At 68.8% G+C, this 22,810-nt stretch carries 28 protein-coding genes and 1 tRNA gene; 19 read left to right on the forward strand and 10 right to left on the reverse strand.

All coding sequences use genetic code 11. The features are described 5' to 3' along the window. Positions 1-113 precede the first annotated feature (113 nt). A complete protein-coding gene (locus H5398_RS06555) occupies positions 114-992 on the forward strand; it encodes a fructose bisphosphate aldolase (protein ID WP_182799445.1) in 879 nt (292 codons plus the stop codon). Positions 993-1,001: 9 nt separating this feature from the next. Here H5398_RS06555 and H5398_RS06560 read toward each other — a convergent pair whose 3' ends face one another. Next, positions 1,002-1,493: a tRNA (cytidine(34)-2'-O)-methyltransferase gene (locus tag H5398_RS06560; RefSeq protein ID WP_370586075.1), complete on the reverse strand. Its 492-nt coding sequence runs from the start codon at positions 1,491-1,493 to the stop codon at positions 1,002-1,004. After that, entirely contained in the window at positions 1,490-1,798 is a 309-nt protein-coding gene (locus tag H5398_RS06565) for a GNAT family N-acetyltransferase (protein ID WP_182799446.1), read from the reverse strand. The genes H5398_RS06560 and H5398_RS06565 overlap by 4 nt, the downstream gene beginning before the upstream one ends. A gap of 400 nt (positions 1,799-2,198) precedes the next feature. Between H5398_RS06565 and H5398_RS06570 the strand changes: the two genes are divergently transcribed. Then, the gene (locus tag H5398_RS06570) at positions 2,199-3,734 is read left to right on the forward strand and encodes a family 16 glycosylhydrolase (protein WP_182799447.1); all 1,536 of its coding nucleotides are present in this window, start codon (positions 2,199-2,201) and stop codon (positions 3,732-3,734) included. Between the two features lie 8 nt (positions 3,735-3,742). Here H5398_RS06570 and H5398_RS06575 read toward each other — a convergent pair whose 3' ends face one another. Then, positions 3,743-4,924: an MFS transporter gene (locus H5398_RS06575; RefSeq protein WP_182799448.1), complete on the reverse strand. Its 1,182-nt coding sequence runs from the start codon at positions 4,922-4,924 to the stop codon at positions 3,743-3,745. Positions 4,925-5,256: 332 nt separating this feature from the next. Between H5398_RS06575 and H5398_RS06580 the strand changes: the two genes are divergently transcribed. Continuing rightward, entirely contained in the window at positions 5,257-5,463 is a 207-nt protein-coding gene (locus tag H5398_RS06580) for a hypothetical protein (protein WP_182799449.1), read from the forward strand. Between the two features lie 180 nt (positions 5,464-5,643). Here the strand turns inward: H5398_RS06580 and H5398_RS06585 are convergent, their stop codons facing one another. Next, entirely contained in the window at positions 5,644-6,399 is a 756-nt protein-coding gene (locus H5398_RS06585; protein WP_182799450.1) for a hypothetical protein, read from the reverse strand. Positions 6,400-6,554: 155 nt separating this feature from the next. Between H5398_RS06585 and H5398_RS17255 the strand changes: the two genes are divergently transcribed. Further along, complete coding sequence (locus H5398_RS17255; RefSeq protein ID WP_182799451.1) at positions 6,555-8,519, forward strand: histidine kinase; 1,965 nt, start codon at positions 6,555-6,557, stop codon at positions 8,517-8,519. After that, positions 8,507-9,154: a response regulator transcription factor gene (locus H5398_RS17260; RefSeq protein ID WP_182799452.1), complete on the forward strand. Its 648-nt coding sequence runs from the start codon at positions 8,507-8,509 to the stop codon at positions 9,152-9,154. Before H5398_RS17255 ends, H5398_RS17260 begins: the two co-directional genes overlap by 13 nt. Positions 9,155-9,295: 141 nt before the next feature. Here the strand turns inward: H5398_RS17260 and H5398_RS17735 are convergent, their stop codons facing one another. Then, positions 9,296-9,769, reverse strand: a complete 474-nt coding sequence (locus H5398_RS17735; RefSeq protein ID WP_370586076.1) for a hypothetical protein — start codon at positions 9,767-9,769, stop codon at positions 9,296-9,298. 363 nt (positions 9,770-10,132) lie between these two features. On the opposite strand from H5398_RS17735, the gene H5398_RS06605 reads away from it, so the two are divergent. Both H5398_RS06605 and H5398_RS06610 read left to right on the forward strand, forming a co-directional pair. Continuing rightward, positions 10,133-10,285 carry a hypothetical protein gene (locus H5398_RS06605; protein WP_182799453.1) on the forward strand — a complete coding sequence of 51 codons (153 nt, stop codon included), beginning with the start codon at positions 10,133-10,135 and terminating at the stop codon, positions 10,283-10,285. Then, positions 10,285-11,352, forward strand: a complete 1,068-nt coding sequence (locus H5398_RS06610; RefSeq protein WP_182799454.1) for an ArdC-like ssDNA-binding domain-containing protein — start codon at positions 10,285-10,287, stop codon at positions 11,350-11,352. The genes H5398_RS06605 and H5398_RS06610 overlap by 1 nt, the downstream gene beginning before the upstream one ends. Before the next feature lie 136 nt (positions 11,353-11,488). Here the strand turns inward: H5398_RS06610 and H5398_RS06615 are convergent, their stop codons facing one another. Both H5398_RS06615 and H5398_RS06620 read right to left on the reverse strand, forming a co-directional pair. Further along, positions 11,489-12,367, reverse strand: a complete 879-nt coding sequence (locus H5398_RS06615) for a site-specific integrase (protein WP_182799455.1) — start codon at positions 12,365-12,367, stop codon at positions 11,489-11,491. Between the two features lie 490 nt (positions 12,368-12,857). Further along, positions 12,858-12,942: transfer RNA gene (locus H5398_RS06620), tRNA-Leu, on the reverse strand. Positions 12,943-13,040: 98 nt separating this feature from the next. Here H5398_RS06620 and H5398_RS06625 point away from each other — a divergent pair. Continuing rightward, a complete protein-coding gene (locus H5398_RS06625) occupies positions 13,041-13,415 on the forward strand; it encodes a DUF3224 domain-containing protein (RefSeq protein ID WP_182799456.1) in 375 nt (124 codons plus the stop codon). Positions 13,416-13,422: 7 nt separating this feature from the next. Here H5398_RS06625 and H5398_RS06630 read toward each other — a convergent pair whose 3' ends face one another. Both H5398_RS06630 and H5398_RS06635 read right to left on the reverse strand, forming a co-directional pair. Next, positions 13,423-14,385, reverse strand: coding sequence for an aldo/keto reductase (locus tag H5398_RS06630; protein WP_182799457.1), 963 nt, complete (start codon positions 14,383-14,385; stop codon positions 13,423-13,425). Between the two features lie 11 nt (positions 14,386-14,396). Further along, positions 14,397-15,221: an undecaprenyl-diphosphate phosphatase gene (locus H5398_RS06635; protein WP_182799458.1), complete on the reverse strand. Its 825-nt coding sequence runs from the start codon at positions 15,219-15,221 to the stop codon at positions 14,397-14,399. Between the two features lie 74 nt (positions 15,222-15,295). Between H5398_RS06635 and H5398_RS06640 the strand changes: the two genes are divergently transcribed. Genes H5398_RS06640 through H5398_RS17740 form a run of 7 tightly spaced genes read left to right on the forward strand, consistent with a single transcriptional unit; the run spans position 15,296 to position 20,185 of the window. Then, positions 15,296-15,964 (forward strand): MSMEG_4193 family putative phosphomutase, encoded by a 669-nt coding sequence (locus H5398_RS06640; protein WP_182799459.1) that lies wholly within the window; start codon positions 15,296-15,298, stop codon positions 15,962-15,964. A 10-nt stretch (positions 15,965-15,974) separates the two neighbouring features. After that, positions 15,975-16,493, forward strand: a complete 519-nt coding sequence (locus H5398_RS06645) for a DUF3090 domain-containing protein (RefSeq protein ID WP_182783855.1) — start codon at positions 15,975-15,977, stop codon at positions 16,491-16,493. After that, a complete protein-coding gene (locus tag H5398_RS06650) occupies positions 16,490-17,227 on the forward strand; it encodes an SCO1664 family protein (RefSeq protein ID WP_182799460.1) in 738 nt (245 codons plus the stop codon). The genes H5398_RS06645 and H5398_RS06650 overlap by 4 nt, the downstream gene beginning before the upstream one ends. A gap of 40 nt (positions 17,228-17,267) precedes the next feature. Further along, positions 17,268-18,518: a cysteine--1-D-myo-inosityl 2-amino-2-deoxy-alpha-D-glucopyranoside ligase gene (mshC, locus tag H5398_RS06655; RefSeq protein WP_182799564.1), complete on the forward strand. Its 1,251-nt coding sequence runs from the start codon at positions 17,268-17,270 to the stop codon at positions 18,516-18,518. A 17-nt stretch (positions 18,519-18,535) separates the two neighbouring features. Beyond that, the gene (locus H5398_RS06660; protein WP_182799461.1) at positions 18,536-18,799 is read left to right on the forward strand and encodes a phosphoribosyl-ATP diphosphatase; all 264 of its coding nucleotides are present in this window, start codon (positions 18,536-18,538) and stop codon (positions 18,797-18,799) included. Positions 18,800-18,812: 13 nt separating this feature from the next. After that, a complete protein-coding gene (gene hisG / locus H5398_RS06665; protein WP_182799462.1) occupies positions 18,813-19,673 on the forward strand; it encodes an ATP phosphoribosyltransferase in 861 nt (286 codons plus the stop codon). Then, a complete protein-coding gene (locus H5398_RS17740) occupies positions 19,670-20,185 on the forward strand; it encodes a PH domain-containing protein (RefSeq protein WP_182783864.1) in 516 nt (171 codons plus the stop codon). Before hisG ends, H5398_RS17740 begins: the two co-directional genes overlap by 4 nt. A 1-nt stretch (position 20,186) precedes the next feature. On the opposite strand, the gene H5398_RS06675 is transcribed toward H5398_RS17740, so the two are convergent. Continuing rightward, entirely contained in the window at positions 20,187-20,660 is a 474-nt protein-coding gene (locus H5398_RS06675; RefSeq protein WP_182783866.1) for a hypothetical protein, read from the reverse strand. A 54-nt stretch (positions 20,661-20,714) separates the two neighbouring features. On the opposite strand from H5398_RS06675, the gene H5398_RS06680 reads away from it, so the two are divergent. From H5398_RS06680 to rplT, 4 genes are all read left to right on the forward strand, one after another. Beyond that, on the forward strand, positions 20,715-21,206 hold the full coding sequence (locus tag H5398_RS06680; protein ID WP_182799463.1) for an SseB family protein: 492 nt from the start codon (positions 20,715-20,717) through the stop codon (positions 21,204-21,206). 192 nt (positions 21,207-21,398) lie between these two features. Then, positions 21,399-22,112: a translation initiation factor IF-3 gene (infC, locus tag H5398_RS06685; protein ID WP_370586077.1), complete on the forward strand. Its 714-nt coding sequence runs from the start codon at positions 21,399-21,401 to the stop codon at positions 22,110-22,112. Between the two features lie 33 nt (positions 22,113-22,145). Then, on the forward strand, positions 22,146-22,352 hold the full coding sequence (gene rpmI, locus H5398_RS06690) for a 50S ribosomal protein L35 (protein ID WP_182799465.1): 207 nt from the start codon (positions 22,146-22,148) through the stop codon (positions 22,350-22,352). A 77-nt stretch (positions 22,353-22,429) separates the two neighbouring features. Then, positions 22,430-22,795 carry a 50S ribosomal protein L20 gene (rplT, locus tag H5398_RS06695; RefSeq protein ID WP_182799466.1) on the forward strand — a complete coding sequence of 122 codons (366 nt, stop codon included), beginning with the start codon at positions 22,430-22,432 and terminating at the stop codon, positions 22,793-22,795. The last annotated feature ends 15 nt before the right edge of the window (positions 22,796-22,810 follow it).

A 22,810-nucleotide genomic window follows, 5' to 3' on the forward strand; every position in this document is an offset into this window, starting at 1 on the left:
GGTTTCAGCCCACCCGCGGCCCGGCGGTGGGAGACTGAAGAAGAGAGAGCGGGCGACGACGCCCGACCGCCTGCCGCCCCCCTCACGTTCGCAGTGTGACGAGGAGGCTGAACATGTTCGAGCAGCAGTATCAGAAGATGGCCGAGGCCCCAGGCTTCGTGGCCGCGTTGGATCAGAGCGGCGGCAGCACGCCACGGACGCTGCAGCGCTACGGCGTGGAGGCGTGGGTTGATGAGGCCGAGATGTTCGAGAAGGTGCACGCGATGCGCTCCCGGATCATGGCGAGTGCCAGTTTCGACGGCGACCGGATCCTCGCCACCATCCTCTTCGCCCACACCGTGGACCGTCAGGTGGACGGCCGTCCCACGCCGGAATACCTGTGGGAGGCCAAGCGCATCGTGCCCATCCTCAAGGTGGACAAGGGGTTGGTGGAGGAGCGCGACGGAGCCCAGCTGATGAAGGACATCGACAGACTCGACGAGGTGCTTGCCGACGCACTCGCCAAGGGCGTCTTCGGCACGAAGATGCGGTCGGTGGTGCGGGCACCGGGGGCGGGGGCTGAGGCCGCCGTCGCGCAGCAGCTTTACCTCGGACGCCGCATCCTCGCCGCGGGTCTGGTGCCGATCCTGGAGCCGGAGGTGGACATCACCTCACCCCACAAGGCGGAGGCAGAACGGCATGTCCACGATCTGCTCGCGGTGGGTCTGGACGACCTGCCTGAGGGGGAGCGGGTCATGCTGAAGCTCACCCTGCCGGAGCACGACGACCTGTACGCGGACCTGGTGGCGCACCCGCGGGTGCTGCGCGTGTTCGCGCTCTCGGGCGGGTACTCCCGCGCGGAGGCCACGGAGCGCCTGGCCAGGCAACACGGCGTGGTGGCCAGCTTTGCGCGCGCTCTGATGGAGGGTCTGAACATCAATCAGTCCGACGAGGAGTTCGACCGGGTCCTGGACAGCTCCATCGCGGAGATCTACGCGGCGTCCATGGCCTGAGGCACGCTCTCAGGCGGCTCCGTGGTGTCCAAGTTGGCGCCACGCCTCGTAGACGGCGATGGCGGCGGCGTTGGCCAGGTTCAGTGAACGCATTCCGGGCCGCATCGGGATACGCACGCGCTCGGTGATGCGAGGATCGGCCAACACGTCAGCGGCCAGTCCCGTGGGTTCGGGACCGAAGAGGAGAACGTCCCCGGGCGCGTAGGACACGTCGGTGTAGGCATCCTCGGCGTGGGCGGTGAAGGCGAACACGCGCGCCGGCAGCAGAGCGCCGTAGGCCGCGGCCAGCGATCCGTGGACGAAGGTGGCGGCCTCGTCTCGATAGTCCAGGCCGGCGCGGCGCAGCTTGGCGTCGTCCATGTCGAACCCGAGTGGCCGCGCCAGGTGGAGTTCGGCGCCGGTCACAGCCGCTAGCCGCATCGTCGCGCCGGTGTTGTTGGGGATCTGAGGCGCGTGGAAGAGAATGCGCAGCGGCCGGGTGTTGGGGCCCGGCCCGGTCACGGCCGTACCTGCCGCTCCTGGAGGGTGAGTGCGTGCTCGACGTCGCCGTGCTCGTCCCCCTCGATCCGGACCGGCCAGTCGGCGACGAACGTCCGGACGTAGCGAAGCCCCGCCTTCTCCGTCACACGCCTCGACACAAGGAATGCGGGTGGAGAATCGTCCTCGATTCCGGTCCGGGAGGTGGCAATGTCGCCCGTGATGAACCGCAACACCGCCGGGTCCCCGTCCAAGGCAGCGCGGGCCTCCGCATCATCGGGTGTGAAGCGGCGCAGGACCAGTCGTCGGGTCTCCAGGAATAGGGTCATGGAGGATGCTAACCCACCCCGGGCAGCCGGCTCAGAGCGACTCGAGGGGAGCGACGGGCATCAAGGCGCGAGCGATCCCTGGATTCCACGCGCGACAACAGCCGCGTCCCGACCGACCCCCATGAGGAGCTGCGACGAGCGGGTCCGCATGAACGGCGAGCCGACGAACGACAACGGGGGAGTCGTCGCCCGGCTCTCGGCGGCCGCCGATAGGGCAGCGGTCCCGCCGAAAGTAGGTAGACACGCGCTGAGGAGCACGCGGAGTCGTGTCGCGTGTTAGGTTCCGGGCACGGGCAGTGACGGGCTGACAAGGATGTGGGCCGGTATGCAGCCTTACCCCGACGCGAAAGGTCACCCGATGCCTCGACGGTCCGCAACACTCGCACCGCTCGCCCTCATCATGAGTATCGCCCTTGTTGCCGCCAGCCTCGGCTTCGTGGCGTTCACCCCGTCGGCGGTCGCCTCGCCCACCTGGCAGGTTACATTCCGGGATGACTTCAGCGGTAGTGGCCTCCCGAATCCCACCGATTGGCAGCTGACCCTGGGCACGTCCTACCCGGGTGGACCGGAGAACTTCGGCACCGGTGAGATCCAGACGATGACCGACCATCCCAGCAACGTCGACGTGCGCAACGGCAACCTGTACATCACGCCGCAGCGCGACACGGCCGGTGCCTGGACTTCGGCGAGGGTCGAATCAGTGCGCGCGAACTTCAAACCGCCCACCAACGGTGTGATGCACGTGGAGAGTCGTCTGCAGATGCCGAACGTCACGGGGCTGGAAGCCAGGGGCTACTGGCCGGCGTTCTGGATGCTCGGCGCACCGTACCGTGCCGACAGATGGTCATGGCCGAGCATCGGCGAGGTCGACATCATGGAGAACGTGCAGGGCCTGAACTGGACCTACAACGTGCTGCACTGCGGGGAATGGGGCAAGGCCCCCTGCAACGAGCCCGAGGGCATCAACAACGGCGATGCGTTCAACAACGGGGCTCCATGCCTGGTCACCACGTGCCAGGCGGGCTTCCACACCTACGGGTTCGAATGGGACACCTCCGGCGCGGTGGACCAGCTGCGTTGGTACCTCGACGGTGAGCAAACCTTCTCGGTGACTGAGACCGACGTCACTCCGACGATCTGGACTGAGATCTCCCAGCATGCCGGGTACTTCATCATTCTGAATGTCGCGATGGGTGGGGCATTCCCCAACAAGCTGAACCCCGGCGAAGCCGGCCCACTGGCGACCACCAAACCAGGCGTTCCGATGGTGGTGGACTACGTCGAGGTCAAGTACGCCAGTGGCGAGAGCGAGCCGAGCGCCACTCCCAGCGCTCAGCCCACCATCACGCCCCCGCCGCCCAGCGCCACGCCGTCCGTCACGAGCTCGCCGACGCCGTCCTCCAGCACCCCGTCGAGCAGCGGCCCGTCCAACCTGCGGGTCATGGGCACGACGGGCAGCAGCATCACTCTGGGGTGGGACGGCCCCGCGGTCAGCTACGACATCCTGCGTTCGGGCGAACGAATTGCCAGCGTCACGGGGCGCACGTTCACCGACATCGGACTGCTGCCCAACACCCCCTACCTGTACTCGGTGCGTGCAGGCGGCGTCACCACTCCTGTTCTCACCGCGACCCTGGCCTCGTTGCCTGGGACGACTCCCACCCCCACGGCCACGAACACTGCCCCGGCGACACCCCCTCCGACGGGGAGCGCGCCCGGTAATCTTCGACTGGTCGGCACAACACCGAACACGGTGACAATCGCATGGGACGGAAGCACTGGAGTCGAGTACCAGATCCTGCGGTCGGGGATTCAGATCGCGACGTCGACCAACCCGACATTCACCGACGCCGGCCTCATGCGCGCCACTCCCTATCTGTACTCGGTTCGGGCGGGCGGTGTGACGACGCCCGTGCTGACCGCGGTCATACCCTGAGACGCGCTTCAGGCGTCCTTGCGCTCGAACCAGAGCCAGGCCGTCGTCAGGACCGCGATGCCGACGCCCGCGGCCAGGAACGTCCATGCGGGGATGAACAGCGACGCGGTGCTGACCGCGTAGGGCGCGAGGAAGCCGATATAGGTGAGGCTGTAAACGACGGCCGTCGTGGGGGCCATCAGGGGCGGCGGTGTGTGGTGCTCGACGATCGTGATGCTGCCGACCATCAGGAGACCGTGCGCGGCCCCGAGGACGACCGCGGCGGGCGCCAGCCAGAGCGGGTGGGGGAACACCGCGGCTGCTGTCGCGATCATCATGCCGAGGGTCAGCACGGCCATGCCCAGCGGTGGCGTCCGGCCCGGGTCGTGCTGGGCGTAGCGTCGGACCGACGGCTGCACCAGCACGCTCGTGCCGAGGGTGAGTCCTGCGGTCAGGCCCGCGGCGGCGACCCGCGGGAGGCCGGGGACAGGGCCGACGAGAGCCGGCGTGACGGCGAACGCGACAGTCGCGGCCCCGAACACCCACGGCGCCGTCGGCACGATCAGCTTCCAGAACCAGCCGTGCATCAAGTGCCGCGCTGCGGTTGCGATCGTCGGCGTGGGCTGGTCGGAGGTGTCGAGCTCGGGCGCGTTCCAGACGATGGCCGCGGCGATGGCCTGGACGATCAGGTGCACCGCGTAGGTGGCCTGCAGCGGGGCCGGGAACCACTGCGCGAGCACGCCCGCCGCCATGGGTCCGATCGCGAACCCGGCCGTCAAGGCCACCGTGGAGCGGCGGGCGCCGGTGCCCAGCGGCAGGCCCGCGGACAACTCTTTCACCCATGCCGTGCCGGGCGCCATGACGAAGCCGACCCCGATCCCGGACGCGATGCGCCCGGCGAACAGCAGCCCGGGGGAGTCGGCGCCGAGCAGCAACAGGGCGCTGCCCAGCAGCATCAGCACCGAGGAGATCCGCACCATCAGGCGCTTGCCCTGGTGCTGCGACATCCACGCAGCGGCGAGCAGGGCGGGCACGAGGCCCCCGACGTACGCGGCGAACATGCCCGTCACCAGTTGCTCGGACAGCCCTCGCTCGTCGCGGTAGACCAGCAGCATCGGCGCGAACTGGTTGGCGCCCCAACCCGCGGCCAGCATCGCCAGCGCCACCCGCCGCCAGGTGCGGGGGGTGGCGGTGGTGTGCAGGGCGTCCATGCGTCCATCTTCCCGCGTCGGAACGCAAGGGATCAGCTGTTGGTCGGTGGGGGCTCACAGGAGCGGGAGTCTTGACAGACTCGCACGCACGGCGTTGTCGACCGCGGACGGGGTGTGGCTGAGCCAGTCGACGGGCACCTCTCGCCAGGCGCCGTTGGTCGCGACCACGACGAGGCGCCCCGACCCGCGCGACCCGCCTGGGGACGGCGACGAGGTGGTCGACGTCCTCCCAGGCCAGGTAGTCGTCGAGGTAGAGCCCGCCCCGGCCGATGCCGAGGGCCAGTCCCTCGTGCAAGCGGCCGATCGCACGCTTCGCGAGCACCGACTGCACGATGGTGCGCACCAGCAGCGCGCTGGAGATGGCAAGGCTGATGCAAAAGATCGTCCAGAACAGGGTGTCGAGGTTGTCGCGGTTGAACCAACCGATGACGGCCCAGATGACCAGCGACAACACGATCCCGAAGATGCGGCCCTTGATGGCGCTGCGGAACTGCTGGTACCGGGCCACCGCCGGCTCGGGATTGAAGAAGACCGGGTAGTCGAGCGCCTCGCGGGGCGGGGGCGACCACCCGCGGGACGCCTCGGGCGCGAGCGCGTGGGCGGGCGCTGGGTCATGGCGCGATCCTACCCGCGGCACCACGGGTCACCATGTCCAGCCCGACGTGCCAGGCGCGCCGGTCGAGGATGGGCGCGGCCTGCGTGATACCCCACCTCCAAGGTCAGCGCTTGACAGGCGGCAGGTCCCATTCGTCGTCGCTCGTGCGCAGCACGGCCCAGGCGACGAGCGCGTACCCGAGCGTGGTCGCTCCCCAGCCGAAGGCGACGTCGAGCATCCGGTTGGGCACGATGACGGCCGAGACCACGTGGATCGGCTGCGCCACGGCGATGAGGGCACCCACCCACCAGGCGACGACGCGGGCTCGGACCACCGCGATGGCGACGAGCACCATGCCGATGAGGTGGCCCACGACGAAGGTGAGGGCGCCGGTCAGCATGGCGGGGGCGTCCATCATCAGCGCGGCGTCCGCCGCTATGGATGCCGGGTCGTCGCCCCTCGCCACGAACGCCTCGACGAGGATGTCGGGCGCACTGACGGCGCTGCCGAGGGCGTAGGCGCCGAAGAGCACGACCGCTCCCCACGTCGCGATGACCGGGGCCCGGCGCCGGGCGGCGAATCCCATCGCCAGGGCGCTCAGCAGGAGGAACGGGGTGGTGGCGAGACCGAGCCAGGTCATGGCGGCTGCGCGGCCCGGTGCCGCCGCCATCCCGGCGACCATCTCGGCCGTCGAATCGTTCGTCCAGTACGGCATGACGGCCCGGATCAGGGTCACGCCGAGGGGGCCAAGGATCAGGGATGCCGCGGCGAGGCGTCGCCAGGTCCGGCGCAGGTCGCGGGGTGCGGCATCCGAGGTGGTCGGCACGGCTGTCGACGTCGCGTCGTCGATGGGTTGGGTGGGGTGCTCGATGGCGCTCATGGCCGCTGTCCTCCTGAGGTGGGGTGTGATGTCGTCCCACTGTCGCGCCGAGAGCAACCCCGCGTCGTCCGAGGAGCCACTGCACCTCACCTGTGTGGTGGTGGGTGCGTGGTGGCACGGATGGCGTGGCACTCCTCGGCGGTATAGCCTGAGTCATGACCTGGCCGCGGCGCGTGACGTACGGGCTCTGGGCCGTCTCCGCGGCGCTGCTCGTGCTGGCGTTCCTCGCCGTTCGTGACAAGGGCTACCCGGCCGACGCGTGGGTCGTCGGCGGGTCGATCCTCTGCTCGGCCATTCCGTTCACCGCCGGTCACCTCGTGACACGTCACGATCCGTCGAACTGGGTGGGGCCCTGGTTGACCGCAGCAGGGGCCAACATCATCCTGCAGATGGCCCACGGCACCTGGGCCGAGGCGCTGGCCGACGCGCCGAGCGGCCTCGCAGCCAGCGCGGAGCTCCTGAACCTCACCCAGGGCATCTGGATGGGGTGGTTCCTCCCCTTCGCGATGGTGCTGCTCCTGTTCCCCGACGGCCGTCCGGCCGACACCTGGGGGCGGCGCACCGCCATCGCTCTGCCCACCCTCGTCGTCGCGTTCAACCTTCTGCTCGCGATCGCCCCCGGGCCCCTGACACCTCCCCTGCCCGACTGGCCCCGACCGTTCGGCACCCACTGGATCGGCTACGCCAGCATTCCGGTGCTCATCGCGTTCTACGCCGCTCTGGTCGCCGCGGCCCTGTCGACCCGGCGGCGGTACCGGGCGGCGGGCACCGACCTCCAGCGATCGCAACTGCGCTGGATGTTCCTCTCCTGCCTGAGCGTCCCGGCCACGATCCTGCTCTGTTGGGCCGGCTACCTGCTCACCGGCACCCCGATCTTCGCCCTCGGTGGCCTCGTCGCGATGAACGTCGCCATCCCGACGGCCACGCTCATCGCCATGCTGCGCCACGACCTCTACGACGTCGACAGGGCGCTCGTGGCCACGGCAGCGTACTCGACCCTCGCCTTCGGGGTGGTGGCGTCGTATGGCGTGCTGTCGGCGGTGATCGGGCGCGCGCTGGGCGGCGACTCGGCAACCCCAGCAGTGATCTCGACGGTCATCGTCATGATTGCGCTGCTTCCGGCCCGGTCCATCCTGTTGCGGGTGCTCGGCCGCCGCCTGCACCCGCGGCGCGAGCGCGGGGTCGCGGCGGTCCGGTCGCTCGTGGCGGGCGTTCACGCGGGCGCGGACCAACCCGAGCGGCTCGAGGAGGTGCTGCGCCAGGGGCTGCGCGATCCCGGCCTGCGGGTCGGTTACCAGCGCCCTGGCAGCACGGATTTCGTCGACGTCGACCAACGGCCCGTGCCCGCCGAGGGCAGCATTCTGATCACGCTGGCCCGCAACGTCGTCGGGGTGATCCGACCCGGGGACGGGGCCGCCGGCATCCCGGAAGAGGTCGCCCGTGAGGCCGGCCTCCTCGCCGAGTCGGTGCGCCTTCGTGGCGAGCTGTCCGAGGCGCTGTCGGCGGTCGAGGCCAGTCGTCGGCGCCTGCTCAGCGCCGGGTACGAGGAGCGGCGCCGTCTCGAGATGGACTTGCACGACGGCGCCCAGCAGAGGCTCATCTCCCTCGGCATGCGTCTGCGGGTGGCCCAGCACCGGGCAGACGGTGGTGACGCCCCGGACCTCGACGCCTTGGTCGACGGGGCGGTGGGCGAGCTGGCACTGGCCGTGGCCGAACTGCGCCAGATCGCCCACGGGTTGCGTCCGAGCTGTCTGGACGACGGGCTGGCTCCGGCCCTGGAGAGCTTGACCCGTTCCTGCGCCCTGCCCCTCGACATCACGTGCTCGGCCGACGAACTGCCCGACCACGTCAGCCTCACCGCCTACTACGTCGCGAGCGAAGGCGTCGCCAACGCCGTCAAGCACGCCACCGCGTCTCGCGTAGCCGTCCACGTGCGGCACGAGGAATCTATCGTCCACGTCGCCGTGCGCGACGACGGGCTCGGTGGGGCACGCCTCACACCCGGCTCAGGGCTGGCGATGCTCAGCGATCGGGTCAACGCCCTGGGCGGCCGGCTGACCGTGTCCTCCGAGCCGCGTGGCGGCACCTCGCTCGAGGCGGTCATCCCGTGCGCATCGTGATCGGCGAGGACTCGGCGCTGTTTCGTGCCGGGCTGAGGTCGCTGCTCACCGAGGTGGGCCACGACGTCGTCGCGGAAGCCTCCGACGCCCCGAGTGCGTTGGCCGCGGTGCTCGAGCACGGCCCCGATGTCGCGATCCTCGACGTCCGGATGCCGCCCGACCACGCCGACGACGGCGCCCGGGTCGCGGCGCGGGTTCGGTTGGAGCGACCGGAGACCGGGGTGCTGCTGCTGTCGCAACACGTGGAGTCTCGGCTGTCGGTCGTCCTGGTGGCCGGCGGCCACTTCGGGTACATGCTCAAGGACCGGGTCCTCGACGTCACCCAGTTCCTCGACGCCCTCGAACGGGTCGCCCACGGTGGGTCGGCGCTCGACCCTGAGGTGGTGGCTCGGCTCATGGTCGGCGGCAGCCCGGGTCTGGCCTCGCTCACCCCGCGCGAACACGAGGTGCTGGCCCTGATGGCCGAGGGGTTGACGAACACGGGGATCGCCGCCCGCATGGTCATTGCCGAGCGCACGGTCGAGACCCATATCGCTCGAATCCTCGGCAAGCTGGGCCTGACCACGGCGACGACGCAGGACCATCGTCGGGTGCTCGCGGTGCTGCGCTACCTCGAGGGGCACCGCACTGGATGAGTGATGAACCACGTTCTGTAGCAAAAAGGCAGCGGACTGTTCCCAGGACGGCTCCTGTGTCCAGCGCGTCCCCAGCTGCACTTCGGGCGGCGGGTCCGTTCGCCCCTCGTACCTTGGTCGCACCCCCCCGAGGGCTTGGGTTCAGCCCGTCGCGACGAAGGAGGAGGCAGGACTAGGGCTTACCCCCGGCGTGCTGCAGCGCCAGTGGTACATCGCGATCGCAGCAGCGGCGCCGGCGTTCATCGAGCGGGTCGAGCCGTACTGGGTGATGGCGACCACGCTCTCGCAGGCGGCGACGACCTCGTCAGTGAGGCCCGGTCGGTCGGCCACTACCAGACCGTCGTGGAGCACAAGCAGCGTCAGGGCTCTCGGAAGAATGTCGTGACGCTGGCTCCCGAACAGTGCCCGGTCCCCGTAGGTGTGGTGACTCACGAGCGGCCAGATCTGTTGCGCGAGATCGGGTCGACTGTGCTGCGTCTCCTGCGTGGTCGTCCGGGCTGCCATCACAGCGGCCAGATCGGCAGCATCGAGCTTCCGTCCTCGTGCTGCGATCCTGCTGGGAGTCTTATCGAGTGCGCCCTCGAAGATATCGAGAACGGTGCCGGGAGAAGCCATGAGCTAAGCGTAGGAGTCGCTGCAGTCGCAGCTCAGTTCAACACGTTCTAGCGTGTGGGACCGCCAGCGTTTCGTGGCGTCAGAGCGTCGACCTGGATCTCTCGGGTCGGTTTCCGTAGGAGCCCGGACTGATCAGCTGTTCACTGGCGGTCTTGATCAGTTGGGTGACGGCGCGCATCAGCGACGGAAGCGGCCGCTTGCAGCGATTTCCCCTAATCGGAGCGCTACCTGCCCACGGGGACGAGTGGGCATCCGTTATGGCGCATGACGGGTTCTCCCGCCCGACAGGAGGCCATCATGAACCCTGATCCAAAAGGGCCAGCAGCCTTACAGCTCCCCGGCCAGGACCACGTAGTTCCGCCCGTGAGCGAACCAAGACTCCCCCTTCCCGACGTGCCGCTCATCGTCGAGGACCTCCTCATCAAGGCCAAGGAGCTTGCCGACTCCGGCGCCCCGACGGAGGCGATCGAGGAGATCCTCGACCGCGTCGCCGCCCTCCGAGAAGGCCGCGACTGATGGCTGGCTACCGGAGGCCGGTCAATGACGCCGACCGAGCAGCAGCCGCAGAGGCGCGACAGGCCACGCTGGACAAGCTGCACACCCAGCTGAGCGATGGCGTCCTCGCCCTCAACGACCCGCAGGCTTGGCGAGCCTGGCTGAAGTTCTCCAGCCAGTTCCACCGCTACTCGTTCGGGAATTCCCTCCTGATCATGCTTCAGGACCCGCAGGCCACCCACGTCGCCGGCTACCAAGCGTTCAAGGCCATGGGACGCCAGGTGCGCCGCGGCGAGACCGGCATCAAGGTCCTCGCCCCGATCACCCGCCGCGAACCCCGCCTCGATGACGCTGGCCAGCCCGTGCGCGACGACCAGGGCCGCGTCGTGCACCGGGCCCACGTGGTCGCGACCAAACCAGTCACGGTGTTCGACATCCGGCAGACCGACGGGCCTCCGTTGCCCGACCCCAAGATCGGCGAGGCTGCCCTCCTCACCGGGCAAGCCCCAGATGGGCTGTGGGACCGCCTCCAGAGCCTCCTCGAAGAGCGAGGATTCGACGTGCGTCGCGGCGCAGACCTTGGCGGCGCCAACGGCTACACCGACTTCGGCCAGCGCCTCGTCATGGTCCGCGACGACGTCGACGACGCCCAGGCCGTCAAGACCCTCGCCCATGAAGCCGGGCACGTGCTCCTCCACCAGGATCAGGGCAGCCGCGACTGTCGCGGGACCCTTGAGGTCGAAGCCGAATCGGTCGCGTACATGGTCACCAGCGCCCACGGCCTCGACTCCAGCCAGTACACCTTCAGCTACGTCGCGGGCTGGGCACTCAACGCCGTGACGGAGCAACGCGACCTTGCCGACATCCTCCGCAGCACCGGCCAGCGCGTCATCGGCGCCGCCGGCCTCATCCTTCAGGCCACGCAACCAGCTCCGACCATCACCGACACCGCGCTCGATGCCCTCGAAGGCCACATCCGCATCCAGACCGACCCGAAGCGCTGGGAGGCAGTCTCCGTCACCCCCTTGGTCACCCCGGAACCGGCACCCACAAGCGCTCCGTTCGTGTCCGCCGCGGTGGCTCGCTGATCGTGTGGGTGTGCTGAGCTGCACATTCCATCGGCCACCTCGCCCATCCCGGGGGCGTGGCGACGTCGGGCGTTGAGCACCAACGCGGCGGACGCCGCTGTCGACACCGCGTTGTCCGGGGTCCTGCTTCCGAGCCTCATTGAGCCCCAGCCGGAGCAGCGTCTCTGCGTGAGGTCCAAAGGCTCCCGCCGGTCGCGAATGCCGACATGCGGGCTGCGAGCTGAGCGTCCCGTTCAGCCGCCACGTGTTGGTAGCGCATGGCCATGTTGGGTGTGCTGTGCCCAATCCGGGCTTGAAGTTCAGCGAGGGTCGCTCCCAGTTGCGCGGCCAGCGTCGCGCTCGTGTGACGCAGGCCGTGGATCGTGAGTCCCGGCATCTCGATTGCCGCTTTGCCCTTGTCGTGCGCCTCGCGCCGGACGCTGTCGTTGAGCGGCGAGTGGCCGTCGCCGGCGGGGAACAGCAACTCATCTCGCTTGCGTGTGGGCTGCTTGGCGGCCCACACCCTGAGGGCGGGAAGCAGGTGGGGAGGAATGGCCACCGACCGGACGCCGGCGTTTGTCTTTGGTGGACCGATGAGCAATTGCCCTTTGAGCCGGACGACGGCTTGGCGGACGTGGACCACCCCGGCGTCCAGGTCGAGATCACGCACCCGCAATCCGCGCACCTCGCCGGAACGTAGCCCGCACCATCCGGCCAGGAGCAGTGGCACTCGCCGCGCCTCTGGCACTGCGGCCAGGTAGCGGTTGAGTTGGTCGACAGTGAGCACCTCGATCTCGCGCGCCCGCTGCTTCTGCCCACCTGCCTTCACCCGGCAGGGATTGTCGTCAAGGAGTCCATCCTCGACCGCTTCCTTGAAGATGGACTTGAACAGTCCGTAGGCGTTCGCCTGTTGGGTCGGGGTGTGATTCATCCCTGCGTACCAGGCGGCCACCTCAGTCGGCGTGACGTCGCCGAGCGACCTGCCGGCCCACGTTGGCAGGATGGCCAGGCGGAGCAGCTTTTCGTAGAGCGCCACCGTCGCCGGCCGAAGCCGTCGACGCCCCACGACCGTGGCCGCGTACGCTCCCAGGAGCAGGGGAGCCTCGCGAACTGACGAGCCGGTGGTTTCCACTCTCCGCGGCTGATCAGCCGTTCCTGTTCGACCAGCCAACCCTCGGCGTCGATCCTCGCGACGAAGGTGACCGGGGCGCTGTGCCGTCTGGTGTCAGGACCGGTGTAGCGGGCTCTGTACCGCCCGCTCGGAAGCACGGAGATCTCGCCGAAGCCTCGCTTGGCCTTGACCCGTCGGCTACCCATGGAGCGCACCCCCCGTCGCGCTTCGTAACGGTCGACGGGTGCGTCTGGGGGACAGGGGGAGGCAGTCTGGGGGTACGCGTTCCCCACGCAGCTCGTGTCGTGGGGAATATGTGGGGAATGAACACCCACTCGGGTCCATCTGTGTCCATGCGCGTCCAGCTCCGACAAGGACCGAAGTCCTTGTCAGAGGGGATTTGCATACATCGTTGTGTCCGAGAGAGGACTTGAACCTCCACGCCCTTTACGGGCACTAGCACCTCAAGCTAGCGCGTCTACCTATTCCGCCACCCGGACGAGTGGTGATCCCCCAAGGGGGAGCGACAAGGAACTCTAGCAGGCGCCCGCCGTGGTTGCACAACTCCGCCTAGGCTGGGGGAGAGGAGGGCGCCACCATGATCGTCAACGCAACGTTCGAGATCGAGATCACGCCGGAGGAAGGTCTGCTTCCCGGCACCCGACGCTTCGAGTTCGCCAAGGTGTGGACCGGTGAGGCAGAGGGCGCCAGCAGGGGCATCATGTTGTCGGCCGGCAACCCTGCAGACGGCACGGCCGGCTACGTGGCGCTTGAAGTGTTCGAGGGACGCATCGGCGGGCGCACCGGAAGCGTGGCGTTCCAGCAGTTCGGTTCGATGCGCGACGGTGACCAGCAGGTTCGCTACGAACTGGTGCCCGGGTCAGGCGCCGGGGACCTGGCCGGTGCCGTGGGCATCCTCACCTTGGAGATCGACGCCGAGGGCGTGCACCATGTCGCCTTCGACCTCGCCTGAGCGGGCCTCAGCGGTAGGCGTTCGGCCCACCGGAGATGTCGTCGAGGGCTGACACGATGGGTGCGACCAGCACCTTGTCCTCGGCATCCAACAGCTCCGCCAGCTGATCCGTCGTGCGGGGGCCGACGAGGGCCGAGGCCACCTGGGGCGCGTCGCGAACCCACAGCAGCGCAACCTGGGTGGCGGTGAGGCCGAGCCCCTGCGCGGCGTGCGCGACGGCGTCGACGATGGCCGCCGAGCGCGGCTGGAGATACGGCTCGAGGAACCACCCGAAGTGGTCGGATGCCGCACGCGAGTCTCGCGGCAGCCGCCCGCCGCGATACTTCCCCGTGAGCGTGCCGCGGCCCAGTGAGGACCACGCCAGCACGCCCATCCTGTGGTGCTCGGCCGCACCCACCACCTCCACCTCGGCTCGCCGGGCCAGCAGTGAATACTCCACCTGAACGCTCGAGATCGGCGTGCGCGCCCGATCCGCCTCCTGCCAGGTGGCCGCCGTCGCCGACTGCCAGCCCACGAAGTTGGACACGCCGACGTAGCGCGCCATGCCCCTGCTCACGGCGGAATCCAGGGCGGAGAGGGTCTCGTCGAGGGGCGCTTCCCCCCAGGCGTGCACCTGCCAGAGGTCCACGTGATCGGTCTGGAGCCGACGCAATGACTGCTCGAGGTCGCTCAGCAGCGCGCCTCGGGAGGTGTCGATGATGCGCCGCCCGTCGCGGATGACGAAGCCGGCCTTGGTGGCGATCACCAGGGAATCGCGCGACAGGCCAGACGCCAGGGCCTTGCCGATCATCTTCTCGGCCACCCCGGCGCCGTAGGCCGGCGCGGTGTCGACGAGATTGCCGCCGCCGTCGACGAAGTCCGCCAGCAGGTCACGCGCCGCGGGCCACTCCACGTCCCTGCCCCAGGCCATGGTGCCGAGGCCGAGGCGGGAGACGTGGAGGCCTGAGGCGCCGAGTGGTCTGAGCTGCATGAGGTCCGACCCTACGCGGAGAGGACGCCGGTGAGGATCAGCACCGCGACCACTGCGGCCAGGATGAGGCGGTAGAGCACGAAGATGCGGAAGTTGTGCGTCGAGATGTAGCGAAGCAGCCAGGCGATGACGGCGTACCCGATGAAGAACGCCAGCACAGTGGCTGCGATGGTCGGCCCCCAGGCCGTGGTCTGGTCACCACCGATGTCCTTCAGCTTGTACAGGCCGGACCCGAACACCGCCGGAATGGCCAGGAGGAAGGCGTAGCGGGTGGCGGCCTCACGCGTGTAGCCCATGAACAAGCCGCCGGAAATCGTGGCGCCCGATCGCGACACGCCCGGGATGAGGGCCGCGGCCTGGAACAGGCCGAACAGCACCCCGTCGCGCCAGGTCAGCTGCCGAAGTTCGCGGGTGTTCTGCGTCCCCATCGTGTCCGCGACGGCCAGGAAGATTGCCACCCCGGCCAGCATCGCCACCGTGATCCACAGGTTGCGCAGCGAGGTGTCGATGGCGTCCTGGAAGATCAGTCCGAGGACGACGATCGGGACCGAACCGAGGATGACCATCCAACCCATGCGGGCGTCGGGGTCCGATTTCTCGACGGTGCCGCGCAGGCTGCCTACCCAGGCCGTGATGATCCGCCAGATGTCGTGGCGGAAGTAGACCAGCACTGCTGTCTCGGTGCCGAGCTGGGTGACAGCCGTGAACGCAGCTCCTGGGTCGCGGCCGTCGAACAGCAGTTGACCGACGATCGACACGTGGGCGCTGGAGGAGATGGGCAGGAACTCTGTGAGGCCCTGCACGATGCCCAATACGATCGCCTCGAACCACTCCACGTCACAGTCCCTTCGTCAACACCGGCGCCACTGTACCGTCGGGGCGGGTCTGAGCGCCGACTACGCTGGCGCCCATGACGAAGGTGGTCCTGATCCGGCACGCACGATCCACGGCCAACGCGGACGGGGTGCTGGCGGGCCGGATGCCGGGAGTCTCCCTCGACGATGTGGGTCGCGGCCAGGCGCGCGCCCTCGGCGAACTCCTGTCGGAGGCCCGGATCGCGGCGGCCTACACTTCGCCCATCCAGCGCTGCCGCGAGACGGCCGCGCTGGCGGGTTTCCCAGACGCGACCATCCTCGAGGGCGTGAGCGAGTGCGACTACGGGGTGTGGACCGGCGCGAAGCTGGCGGCGCTCAAGGACGAGATGCTGTGGGCGGACATCCAGGCCACACCGTCGGCCGTGTCGTTCCCGGGGGGTGAGTCGATGATGGAGATGTTCGCGCGGACCACCGAGGCCGTCGCTGAGCTGGCCGAACGCCACCCGGATACCGACACGGTCGTCGTCTTCTCCCACGGAGACCCCATCAAGGCCATCCTCGCCCACGCGTTCGGCATGCAGCTCGACGACTTCCAGCGGGTGCACGTGGGTCCCGCCGGGGTCAGCGTGGTGGAGTACCTCGCTCAGCGACCCACCGTCCTGTGCGTCAACGTCGGCGGAAGCCTCGCGGGGCTCCTGGCCACGCACGCGGCCCCCGTCGTCGGCGGCGGCGACGTCGATCCCCCTCCAACGCACCGCGGCTAGGCTGGGGGTCATGCTGATGGAGTTCGACAGACCCGACCGCTGCGTCGTGGGCACCATCGGGCAGCCGGGCAATCGCCTTTTCCTCATTCAGGTGGCGCAGGGCAGCCGACTCGCGGCCGTGGCACTCGAGAAGCAGCAGGCAAGGCTTCTGGGCGTGCGGGTGGGGGAGGTGCTCGACAGGCTGGCCGAGCTGGGCCATGACGTCCCCGAGGCGAGCGGTTCCGCGGACATGGGCCCGCTTGATGCTCCGGTGACCGTGGCCTTCCGTGCGGCCGCGATCGGCCTGGCCTGGGACCAGGAACGCGGCAGGCTGGTGCTGGAGTTGTTCTCCGAAGAGGCCGACGAGTCCGGCGAGAGTTCGCTGCTGCAGGTCCTGCTGACCCCCTCCATGGCCCGGGAGTTCGCCTCGCGGGCCGAGCTCGTGGTGGCCTCAGGGCGTCCTGCCTGCCCTGCCTGCGGCCAACCGGTGGACCCGGAGGGCCACATCTGCCCCCGCTCCAACGGCTATCGGGGACCGCTCTTCACATGACCGGGCCGGTGGGTGACCTGCGCCCGGTGGGCCGGCTCGTCGACGCCTCCAACGCCACGTTCCTCGCCGTGGACGGGCAGGACACCCGCTGGGTGTACAAGCCTGTTGCGGGGGAGGCCCCGTTGTGGGACTTCCCGACTGGCACACTCGGTCGCCGCGAGGTCGCCGCTTACTCCCTGTCCCACGAGTTGGCGGTGGACCTGATTCCCCTGACCGTCTGGGTCGACGGCCCCCTCGGGGAGGGATCCGCGCAGCAATGGGTGGAGGGAGGGGTGACCGACCTGATCGACCTTCTCCGCCCCGAAGATCTGACTGAGGCGTGGCTGCCCATCTTCAGTGCCGTCACCGAGGACGACCAACCAGTGGTCCTGGCCCACCGCAACGACCCCAGGCTGAGGGCGGTAGCCCTCTTCGACGCGCTCCTCAACAACGCCGACAGGAAGGCCAGCCACCTCATCGACCGCGGCGGCTCGCTGGCCGGTGTGGACCACGGGGTGAGCCTCCATGCGGAGGGGAAACTCCGCACGGTGATCTGGGGGTGGGCGGGGGATCCACTCAGCCCTGAGGAGCTGGACCTGGTGGCCAGGGCCGCGGCCGTGGCCGGCCCTCTCGCGCCCGGGCTGGCCGACGAGGAGTGGGAGGCGCTCGTCGCACGAGCCGAGGCGCTGCTGGCCTCCGGCAGTATGCCAGTGCCCGGTGGGCGCTGGCCGGGCATCCCCTGGCCACCGCTTTAGCACTCAACCAACTCTCAACCAAGGCGGTAAGTTGGGCGCCATGTATGCGTGGGCCCCCGTCGCCGTCCCCAGTCTCCCGAAGTCCGAGGGCACCGTCCCCGAGTCGCTCAACCTGTATGACACCGCCACCAGGAAGCTCGTGCCAGTGGGGCCTACTGAGGGCACTGCTCGGATGTACGTCTGCGGCATCACACCCTACGACGCCACCCACCTCGGGCACGCCAACACCTACGTGGCGTTCGACCTGGTCAACCGCGTCTGGCGCGACCTGGGACGCACCGTCGACTACACGCAGAACGTGACCGACGTCGACGACCCGCTGCTCGAGCGCGCCGCCGCCACCGGCCAGGAGTGGGAGGAACTGGCGGAGGACCAGATCGAGCTGTTCCGCAGCGACATGCAGGACCTTCGCGTCATTCCCCCGGGCAACTACATCGGCGCGGTGGAGTCCATCTCATGCGTGATCGAGCTGATCGAGCAGCTGCTGCCGAGCGGGCTGGTCTACCAGGTCGAGGATGCCGAACACCCCGACTGGTACTTCAACACAGTGGCCGCTGAGGGATTCGGGGGAGTCAGTCACCTCGACGAGCCCAACATGGTCGAGGTCTTCCGGGACAACGGGGGAGACCCGGACCGTACCGGGAAGCGGCACCCGCTGGATTGTCTCGTCTGGCGCTTCGCACGCCCCGACGAACCCAGCTGGAGCTCATCGCTGGGGGCCGGGCGCCCCGGTTGGCACATCGAGTGCACCGCCATCGCGCTGCGCTATCTCGGCCCCGCGTTCGACGTGCAGGGCGGCGGCTCAGACCTCGTGTTCCCTCACCACGAGATGTGCGCGGCCGAATCGATCACCGCCTCGCGAGAACCGATGGCCGAGGCGTTCGTGCACTCCGGCATGGTGGGCCTCGACGGAGAGAAGATGAGCAAGTCGAAGGGCAACCTCGAGCTGGTCAGCCGGCTGCGCCACGGCGGAGCGGACCCGATGGCCATCCGCCTCGCGCTGCTCGACCACCACTACCGCACGGACTGGGACTGGACCCGCGACCAGCTGGATTCGGCAACGACCCGCCTGCAGAGGTGGCGTGGCATCCTCAACAACGCCACCGCCCTGCCGGCGCAGGAGACCATCGACGCGATGCGCACCGCCCTCCGCTCGGACCTGGACACCCCCACGGCGCTCAGCGCGGTGGACACGTGGGTGGCCGCCAGCCTCGCTGTGGAAGGCGATGACACCGACGCGGTCGGCCACATGACCACCGCCATCGACGCCCTCCTGGGCATCCGGCTGTAGGCGGTAGGCTGCGCGTCGTGAAGTCCTTCGATCAACTCTTCGACCAGCTGACCGAGACCGCCCGCACCAGGCCCGAGGGGTCGGGGACGGTGGCCCGGCTGGAGGCCGGGGTCCACGGCATCGGCAAGAAGATCGTCGAGGAGGCCGCCGAGGTATGGATGGCCGCCGAGTACGAGTCGAAGGAACAGGCCGCAGAGGAGATCAGCCAACTGCTCTACCACCTCCAGGTGCTGATGCTGGCGCTCGATCTGGACCTCGACGACATCTACCGCTATCTCTGACGAAAGCACCCACGTGAGCACAGACCGCCTCCTCCGCATCGCCGTCCCCAACAAGGGCGCCCTCGCCGAGCCGGCCGCCGCCATGTTGCGCGCTGCCGGCTACCGCCAGCGCACCGACGCCAAGGACCTCACCCTCATCGATGCGGACCACGGCGTCGAGTTCTACTACCTGCGCCCCCGCGACATTGCTGTCTACATCGGCCGCGGGCATCTCGATGTCGGCATCACCGGCCGCGACATGCTGCTGGATTCGGCGGCCGCTGCCACCGAGATGATGGCGCTGGGCTTCGGCGGTTCCCGTTTCCGGTTCGCGGCGCCCGGCGGCTCGTCGATGACTGTCGCGGACGTTCACGGCAAGCGGGTGGCCACCTCCTATCCGGGTCTCCTGCAGGTCTACCTCGACGACCTCGGCATCCACGCGGAGATGGTCAAGCTCGACGGCGCCGTGGAGTCGGCGATCCGGCTCGGGGTCGCGGACGTGGTGGCTGATGTGGTGGACACCGGCACCACGCTGAAGCGCGCCGGCCTCGAGCTCTTCGGGGACTCGATCTGCACGTCGGAGGCCGTTCTCATCCGTCGGGCCGGCGGGAAGCTGCCCCCCGGTGTGGCCGGCCTCGAGACGCGCCTCACGTCCGTGCTCGTTGCGCAGAACTACCTGATGATGGACTACAACGTGGCGCAGGAGGATCTGGCCGCCACCACCGCACTGGCGCCTGGTGTTGAGGGACCCACAGTGTCGGCGCTTGCCAAGGACGGCTGGTGCGCCGTGCGGGTGCTCGTCCCCCGTGAAGGGGCACACCTGCTCATGGATCGCCTCTACGAGGCCGGCGCTCGCGGCATCCTGCTGACCGAGCTCGCGGCGTGTCGCCTGTGACCGAGCGGCCGCTTCCGGAGCGGTTGTCCTACACCAGCCCCCCGGCGTTGATGACCGGGGTGGTGCTGTCGGTCATCCTGATGTCCTCAGCGCTGTTCGGGTGGTGGGCGCTGGGCAAGGAGATCCGGGACCGGGTCACCTGGCCGCAGGCAGGCACGCTGCTCTTCTTCGTGCTGCTCATGGTGGGCCTCATGCTGTCCATCGGCTATTCGCGCCTGTGGGCCAACGAGGATGGGGTGACCGTCCGGAACGGGCTGTTCCTGCGTCGCTACCGGATCGACGAGGTAGCAGGAGTCCGGTTGCGTCCGGGAGATGCCTGGTCGTCACTGCTGATCAAGGGCGGGCACGAGATCCGCCGCCGCCCGGTCCTGGCCATCCAGTTCCTCGAGGGCGAGGCCGCTCAGCGCAAGGTCGTGGAGCTTCGCCGTTGGCTGGTGGATCACGGGGCAACCAGCCGCGACGTGGATCCCAGTCTCCTCGACGACCTCGGCTCCCCACCGGATCCGGCCTGAGTCACATGATGCCGCGCTTGCGCAGCAGGGCCTCGATCTCAGCGTCCTCGGGGTCCACGCCCTTCTGAGCCGCGGGCTTGGACGCCTGCGCGGCCGGCTTGGCGGCCGGGGCGGGGGAGGCCACCTGCGGGCGCTTGCCCTGCGCGGCCGGCTGCTGGGGCGCCGACGGGGCAGCGGGCTTGCGTGTCCGCGGCAGGAACGCCGCGATCACGATCAACAGCACGCCGCCGACGAACAGGCCCAGGCCCCAGCTGGTCATCACAGTCCAGGGCGTGCCCATCAGCCAGTCGATGAACGCGCGGATGCCGTCAACGATCACCTGGGTCAGGCCTGTCAGGTAGAGACCGACCGGCAGGAGCGCCCAACCGAGGCCCATCACTGCGGGGCGCGCTCGGCGTGAGCGCGCCGTCACGCCCGCGGCGATGGCGAGGATCACGATGGTCAACCCGATGGTGAGGAGCAGCGACAGTTGCATGCCCACCAGTCTGGCACACGGCCCTGTTTGCGTCTTGGGCGATAGGCTCGGACCATGCCTGAGCTGAGATCCCTGGCGCAGCCCAGCGCCCGCTTTGCGGGCGACGACGGCGCGCCCGACCCCGTCGTGCGATCCGCCATCGAGCGTGCCACGGAACAGGCAGGCTACGCTCGCGCCCTCGTCGCACTGTGCTCCAGCCGGCTGTTGCTCCCGGTGATCGCGACCGGGGATGAGACCGACCATCCGGATCCGGACCGCCATGCCGAGATGGCGGCCGTGACGCTCACCGACGACTCGGGCACCTACCTGGTCGCCTTCACCGGCTACGACTCCCTGCGCGCTTGGAACAACGAGGCCCGCCCGGTGCTCTGCCTGCTCGACGAGCTGGCCGCGACGGTGATCCCCGCGGGGGCCACCCGGCTGCTGCTGGATGCGGCGGGGCCAGTCCCATTCGTGATCGAGGGCGACACGCTGGCCTCGCTGGCCGACGGAAACGCGCTTGTGGAGCTCGATAACGGAGACTTCGCCTGGGCCAGAACCGCCTGACCGGGTGCTTTTGGAGTTTCTCGGGGCCGCGGCGTAGACTGCTGCGAGTTATCCGGCGGCTTCTGCTGCCGCGCACAAGTGGAGTGGTCACTCCCACCCGAGCCGCCCTGGTGGCCGGGTCGCCCCAGGCGAACGGTCGTGGACCGTGCGTCGGCGTCGTGGCCTCCGCATGCGCGGAGGCCTTTTTCGTCGGTGCCCACACCATCTCTCACTGGAGGACCCATCAGCACTGAACCGCGGATCAATGATCGCATCCGAGTACCCGAAGTCCGGCTCGTCGGCCCCAAAGGCGAGCAGGTAGGCATCGTGCGCGTCGAGGACGCCTTGCGTCTGGCGGCGGAGAACGATCTGGATCTTGTCGAAGTGGCGCCGATGGCCCGTCCGCCCGTCGCCAAGCTGATGGACTACGGCAAGTTCAAGTTCGAGGCTGCGCAGAAGGAACGCGACGCCCGACGGAACCAGTCGAACGTGAGCACCAAGGAGATGAAGCTCCGGCTCAAGATCGATTCGCACGACTACGAGACGAAGAAGGGCCACGTCGTCCGGTTCCTCAAGGCCGGAGACAAGGTCAAGATCACCATCATGTTCCGGGGGCGCGAGCAGTCCCGCCCCGAGCTCGGAATGGATCTCCTGAAGCGGCTCGCCGCTGATGTGGCCGAATTCGGCTACGTGGAGTCTTCCGCCAAGCAGGACGGCCGCAACATGCTGATGGTGCTCGGCCCCACGAAGAAGAAGACAGAAGCCAAGGTGGAGCAGGCCGCGGACCGCGACCGTCGCATCGCCGAGCGCCTCGAGCATGCCGAGCAGGAACGCAAGATGGAGGCAGAGCTGCGCGCCCAGGCGTCTCCGTCGCCGAAGAAGCATCGCGGCCCGGCGGACAACATGGACCCAGACATCGATCTCTGACGAGATCGAATACAAGAAGAAAGCGAGCCAACTATGCCGAAGATGAAGTCGCACTCCGGCGCGAAGAAGCGGTTCAAGACGACGGGGACCGGCAAGCTGCTGCGCCGTCAGGCCAACCTCGGCCACCTCAACGAGCACAAGTCATCCACCCGCACCCGCCGCTTGGCCGGCATCGAGGTGGTCTCGGCTCCTGACGCCAAGAAGATGCGCAAGCTCCTCGGTAAGCACAAGGGTCGCTGAGCGATTCCCCGGCGCCAACGCCACCTCCCACCTAGACCATCCGTCGGCGCTGCCGACCACATCCAAGGAGATCCCCCATGGCACGCGTAAAGCGTTCTGTGAACGCGCATAAGAAGCGTCGTGAAATTCTCGAGCAGGCCTCCGGCTACCGCGGTCAGCGCTCGCGCCTGTACCGCAAGGCCAAGGAGCAGCTCCTGCACTCGGCCACCTACGCCTACCGCGACCGTCGCGCCAAGAAGGGCGACTTCCGCCGCCTGTGGATCCAGCGCATCAACGCCGCCGTCCGCGCGGAGGGCATGACCTACAACCGCTTCATCAACGGCCTGAAGACCGCTGGTGTCGAGGTGGATCGCAAGATCCTGGCCGAGCTGGCCGTCAACGACACCGCCACGTTCAACGCCCTGGTCGCGGTCGCCAAGGATCACCAGCCCGCAGCAGCCTGAGAACTCCTCAGTGAC

The organism is Tessaracoccus sp. MC1679 (assembly GCF_014164775.1).
Lineage (GTDB): Bacteria > Actinomycetota > Actinomycetes > Propionibacteriales > Propionibacteriaceae > Arachnia.

What these genes read in the sequence shown, in the direction of transcription:
- H5398_RS06645 (WP_182783855.1), top strand. Translation starts at nt 15,975, where the DNA reads ATGCTGATGGAGTTCGACAGACCCGACCGCTGCGTCGTGGGCACCATC.
- H5398_RS06555 (WP_182799445.1), top strand. Translation starts at nt 114, where the DNA reads ATGTTCGAGCAGCAGTATCAGAAGATGGCCGAGGCCCCAGGCTTCGTG.
- rpmI (WP_182799465.1), top strand. Translation starts at nt 22,146, where the DNA reads ATGCCGAAGATGAAGTCGCACTCCGGCGCGAAGAAGCGGTTCAAGACG.
- H5398_RS06675 (WP_182783866.1), bottom strand. Translation starts at nt 20,660, where the DNA reads ATGCAACTGTCGCTGCTCCTCACCATCGGGTTGACCATCGTGATCCTC.
- H5398_RS06650 (WP_182799460.1), top strand. Translation starts at nt 16,490, where the DNA reads ATGACCGGGCCGGTGGGTGACCTGCGCCCGGTGGGCCGGCTCGTCGAC.
- H5398_RS06585 (WP_182799450.1), bottom strand. Translation starts at nt 6,399, where the DNA reads ATGAGCGCCATCGAGCACCCCACCCAACCCATCGACGACGCGACGTCG.
- H5398_RS06680 (WP_182799463.1), top strand. Translation starts at nt 20,715, where the DNA reads ATGCCTGAGCTGAGATCCCTGGCGCAGCCCAGCGCCCGCTTTGCGGGC.
- H5398_RS06640 (WP_182799459.1), top strand. Translation starts at nt 15,296, where the DNA reads ATGACGAAGGTGGTCCTGATCCGGCACGCACGATCCACGGCCAACGCG.
- H5398_RS06570 (WP_182799447.1), top strand. Translation starts at nt 2,199, where the DNA reads ATGAGTATCGCCCTTGTTGCCGCCAGCCTCGGCTTCGTGGCGTTCACC.
- H5398_RS06625 (WP_182799456.1), top strand. Translation starts at nt 13,041, where the DNA reads ATGATCGTCAACGCAACGTTCGAGATCGAGATCACGCCGGAGGAAGGT.
- mshC (WP_182799564.1), top strand. Translation starts at nt 17,268, where the DNA reads ATGTATGCGTGGGCCCCCGTCGCCGTCCCCAGTCTCCCGAAGTCCGAG.
- rplT (WP_182799466.1), top strand. Translation starts at nt 22,430, where the DNA reads ATGGCACGCGTAAAGCGTTCTGTGAACGCGCATAAGAAGCGTCGTGAA.
- H5398_RS06630 (WP_182799457.1), bottom strand. Translation starts at nt 14,385, where the DNA reads ATGCAGCTCAGACCACTCGGCGCCTCAGGCCTCCACGTCTCCCGCCTC.
- H5398_RS06610 (WP_182799454.1), top strand. Translation starts at nt 10,285, where the DNA reads ATGGCTGGCTACCGGAGGCCGGTCAATGACGCCGACCGAGCAGCAGCC.
- H5398_RS06565 (WP_182799446.1), bottom strand. Translation starts at nt 1,798, where the DNA reads ATGACCCTATTCCTGGAGACCCGACGACTGGTCCTGCGCCGCTTCACA.
- H5398_RS17255 (WP_182799451.1), top strand. Translation starts at nt 6,555, where the DNA reads ATGACCTGGCCGCGGCGCGTGACGTACGGGCTCTGGGCCGTCTCCGCG.
- H5398_RS06575 (WP_182799448.1), bottom strand. Translation starts at nt 4,924, where the DNA reads ATGGACGCCCTGCACACCACCGCCACCCCCCGCACCTGGCGGCGGGTG.
- H5398_RS06580 (WP_182799449.1), top strand. Translation starts at nt 5,257, where the DNA reads ATGGTGCGCACCAGCAGCGCGCTGGAGATGGCAAGGCTGATGCAAAAG.
- H5398_RS17735 (WP_370586076.1), bottom strand. Translation starts at nt 9,769, where the DNA reads ATGGCTTCTCCCGGCACCGTTCTCGATATCTTCGAGGGCGCACTCGAT.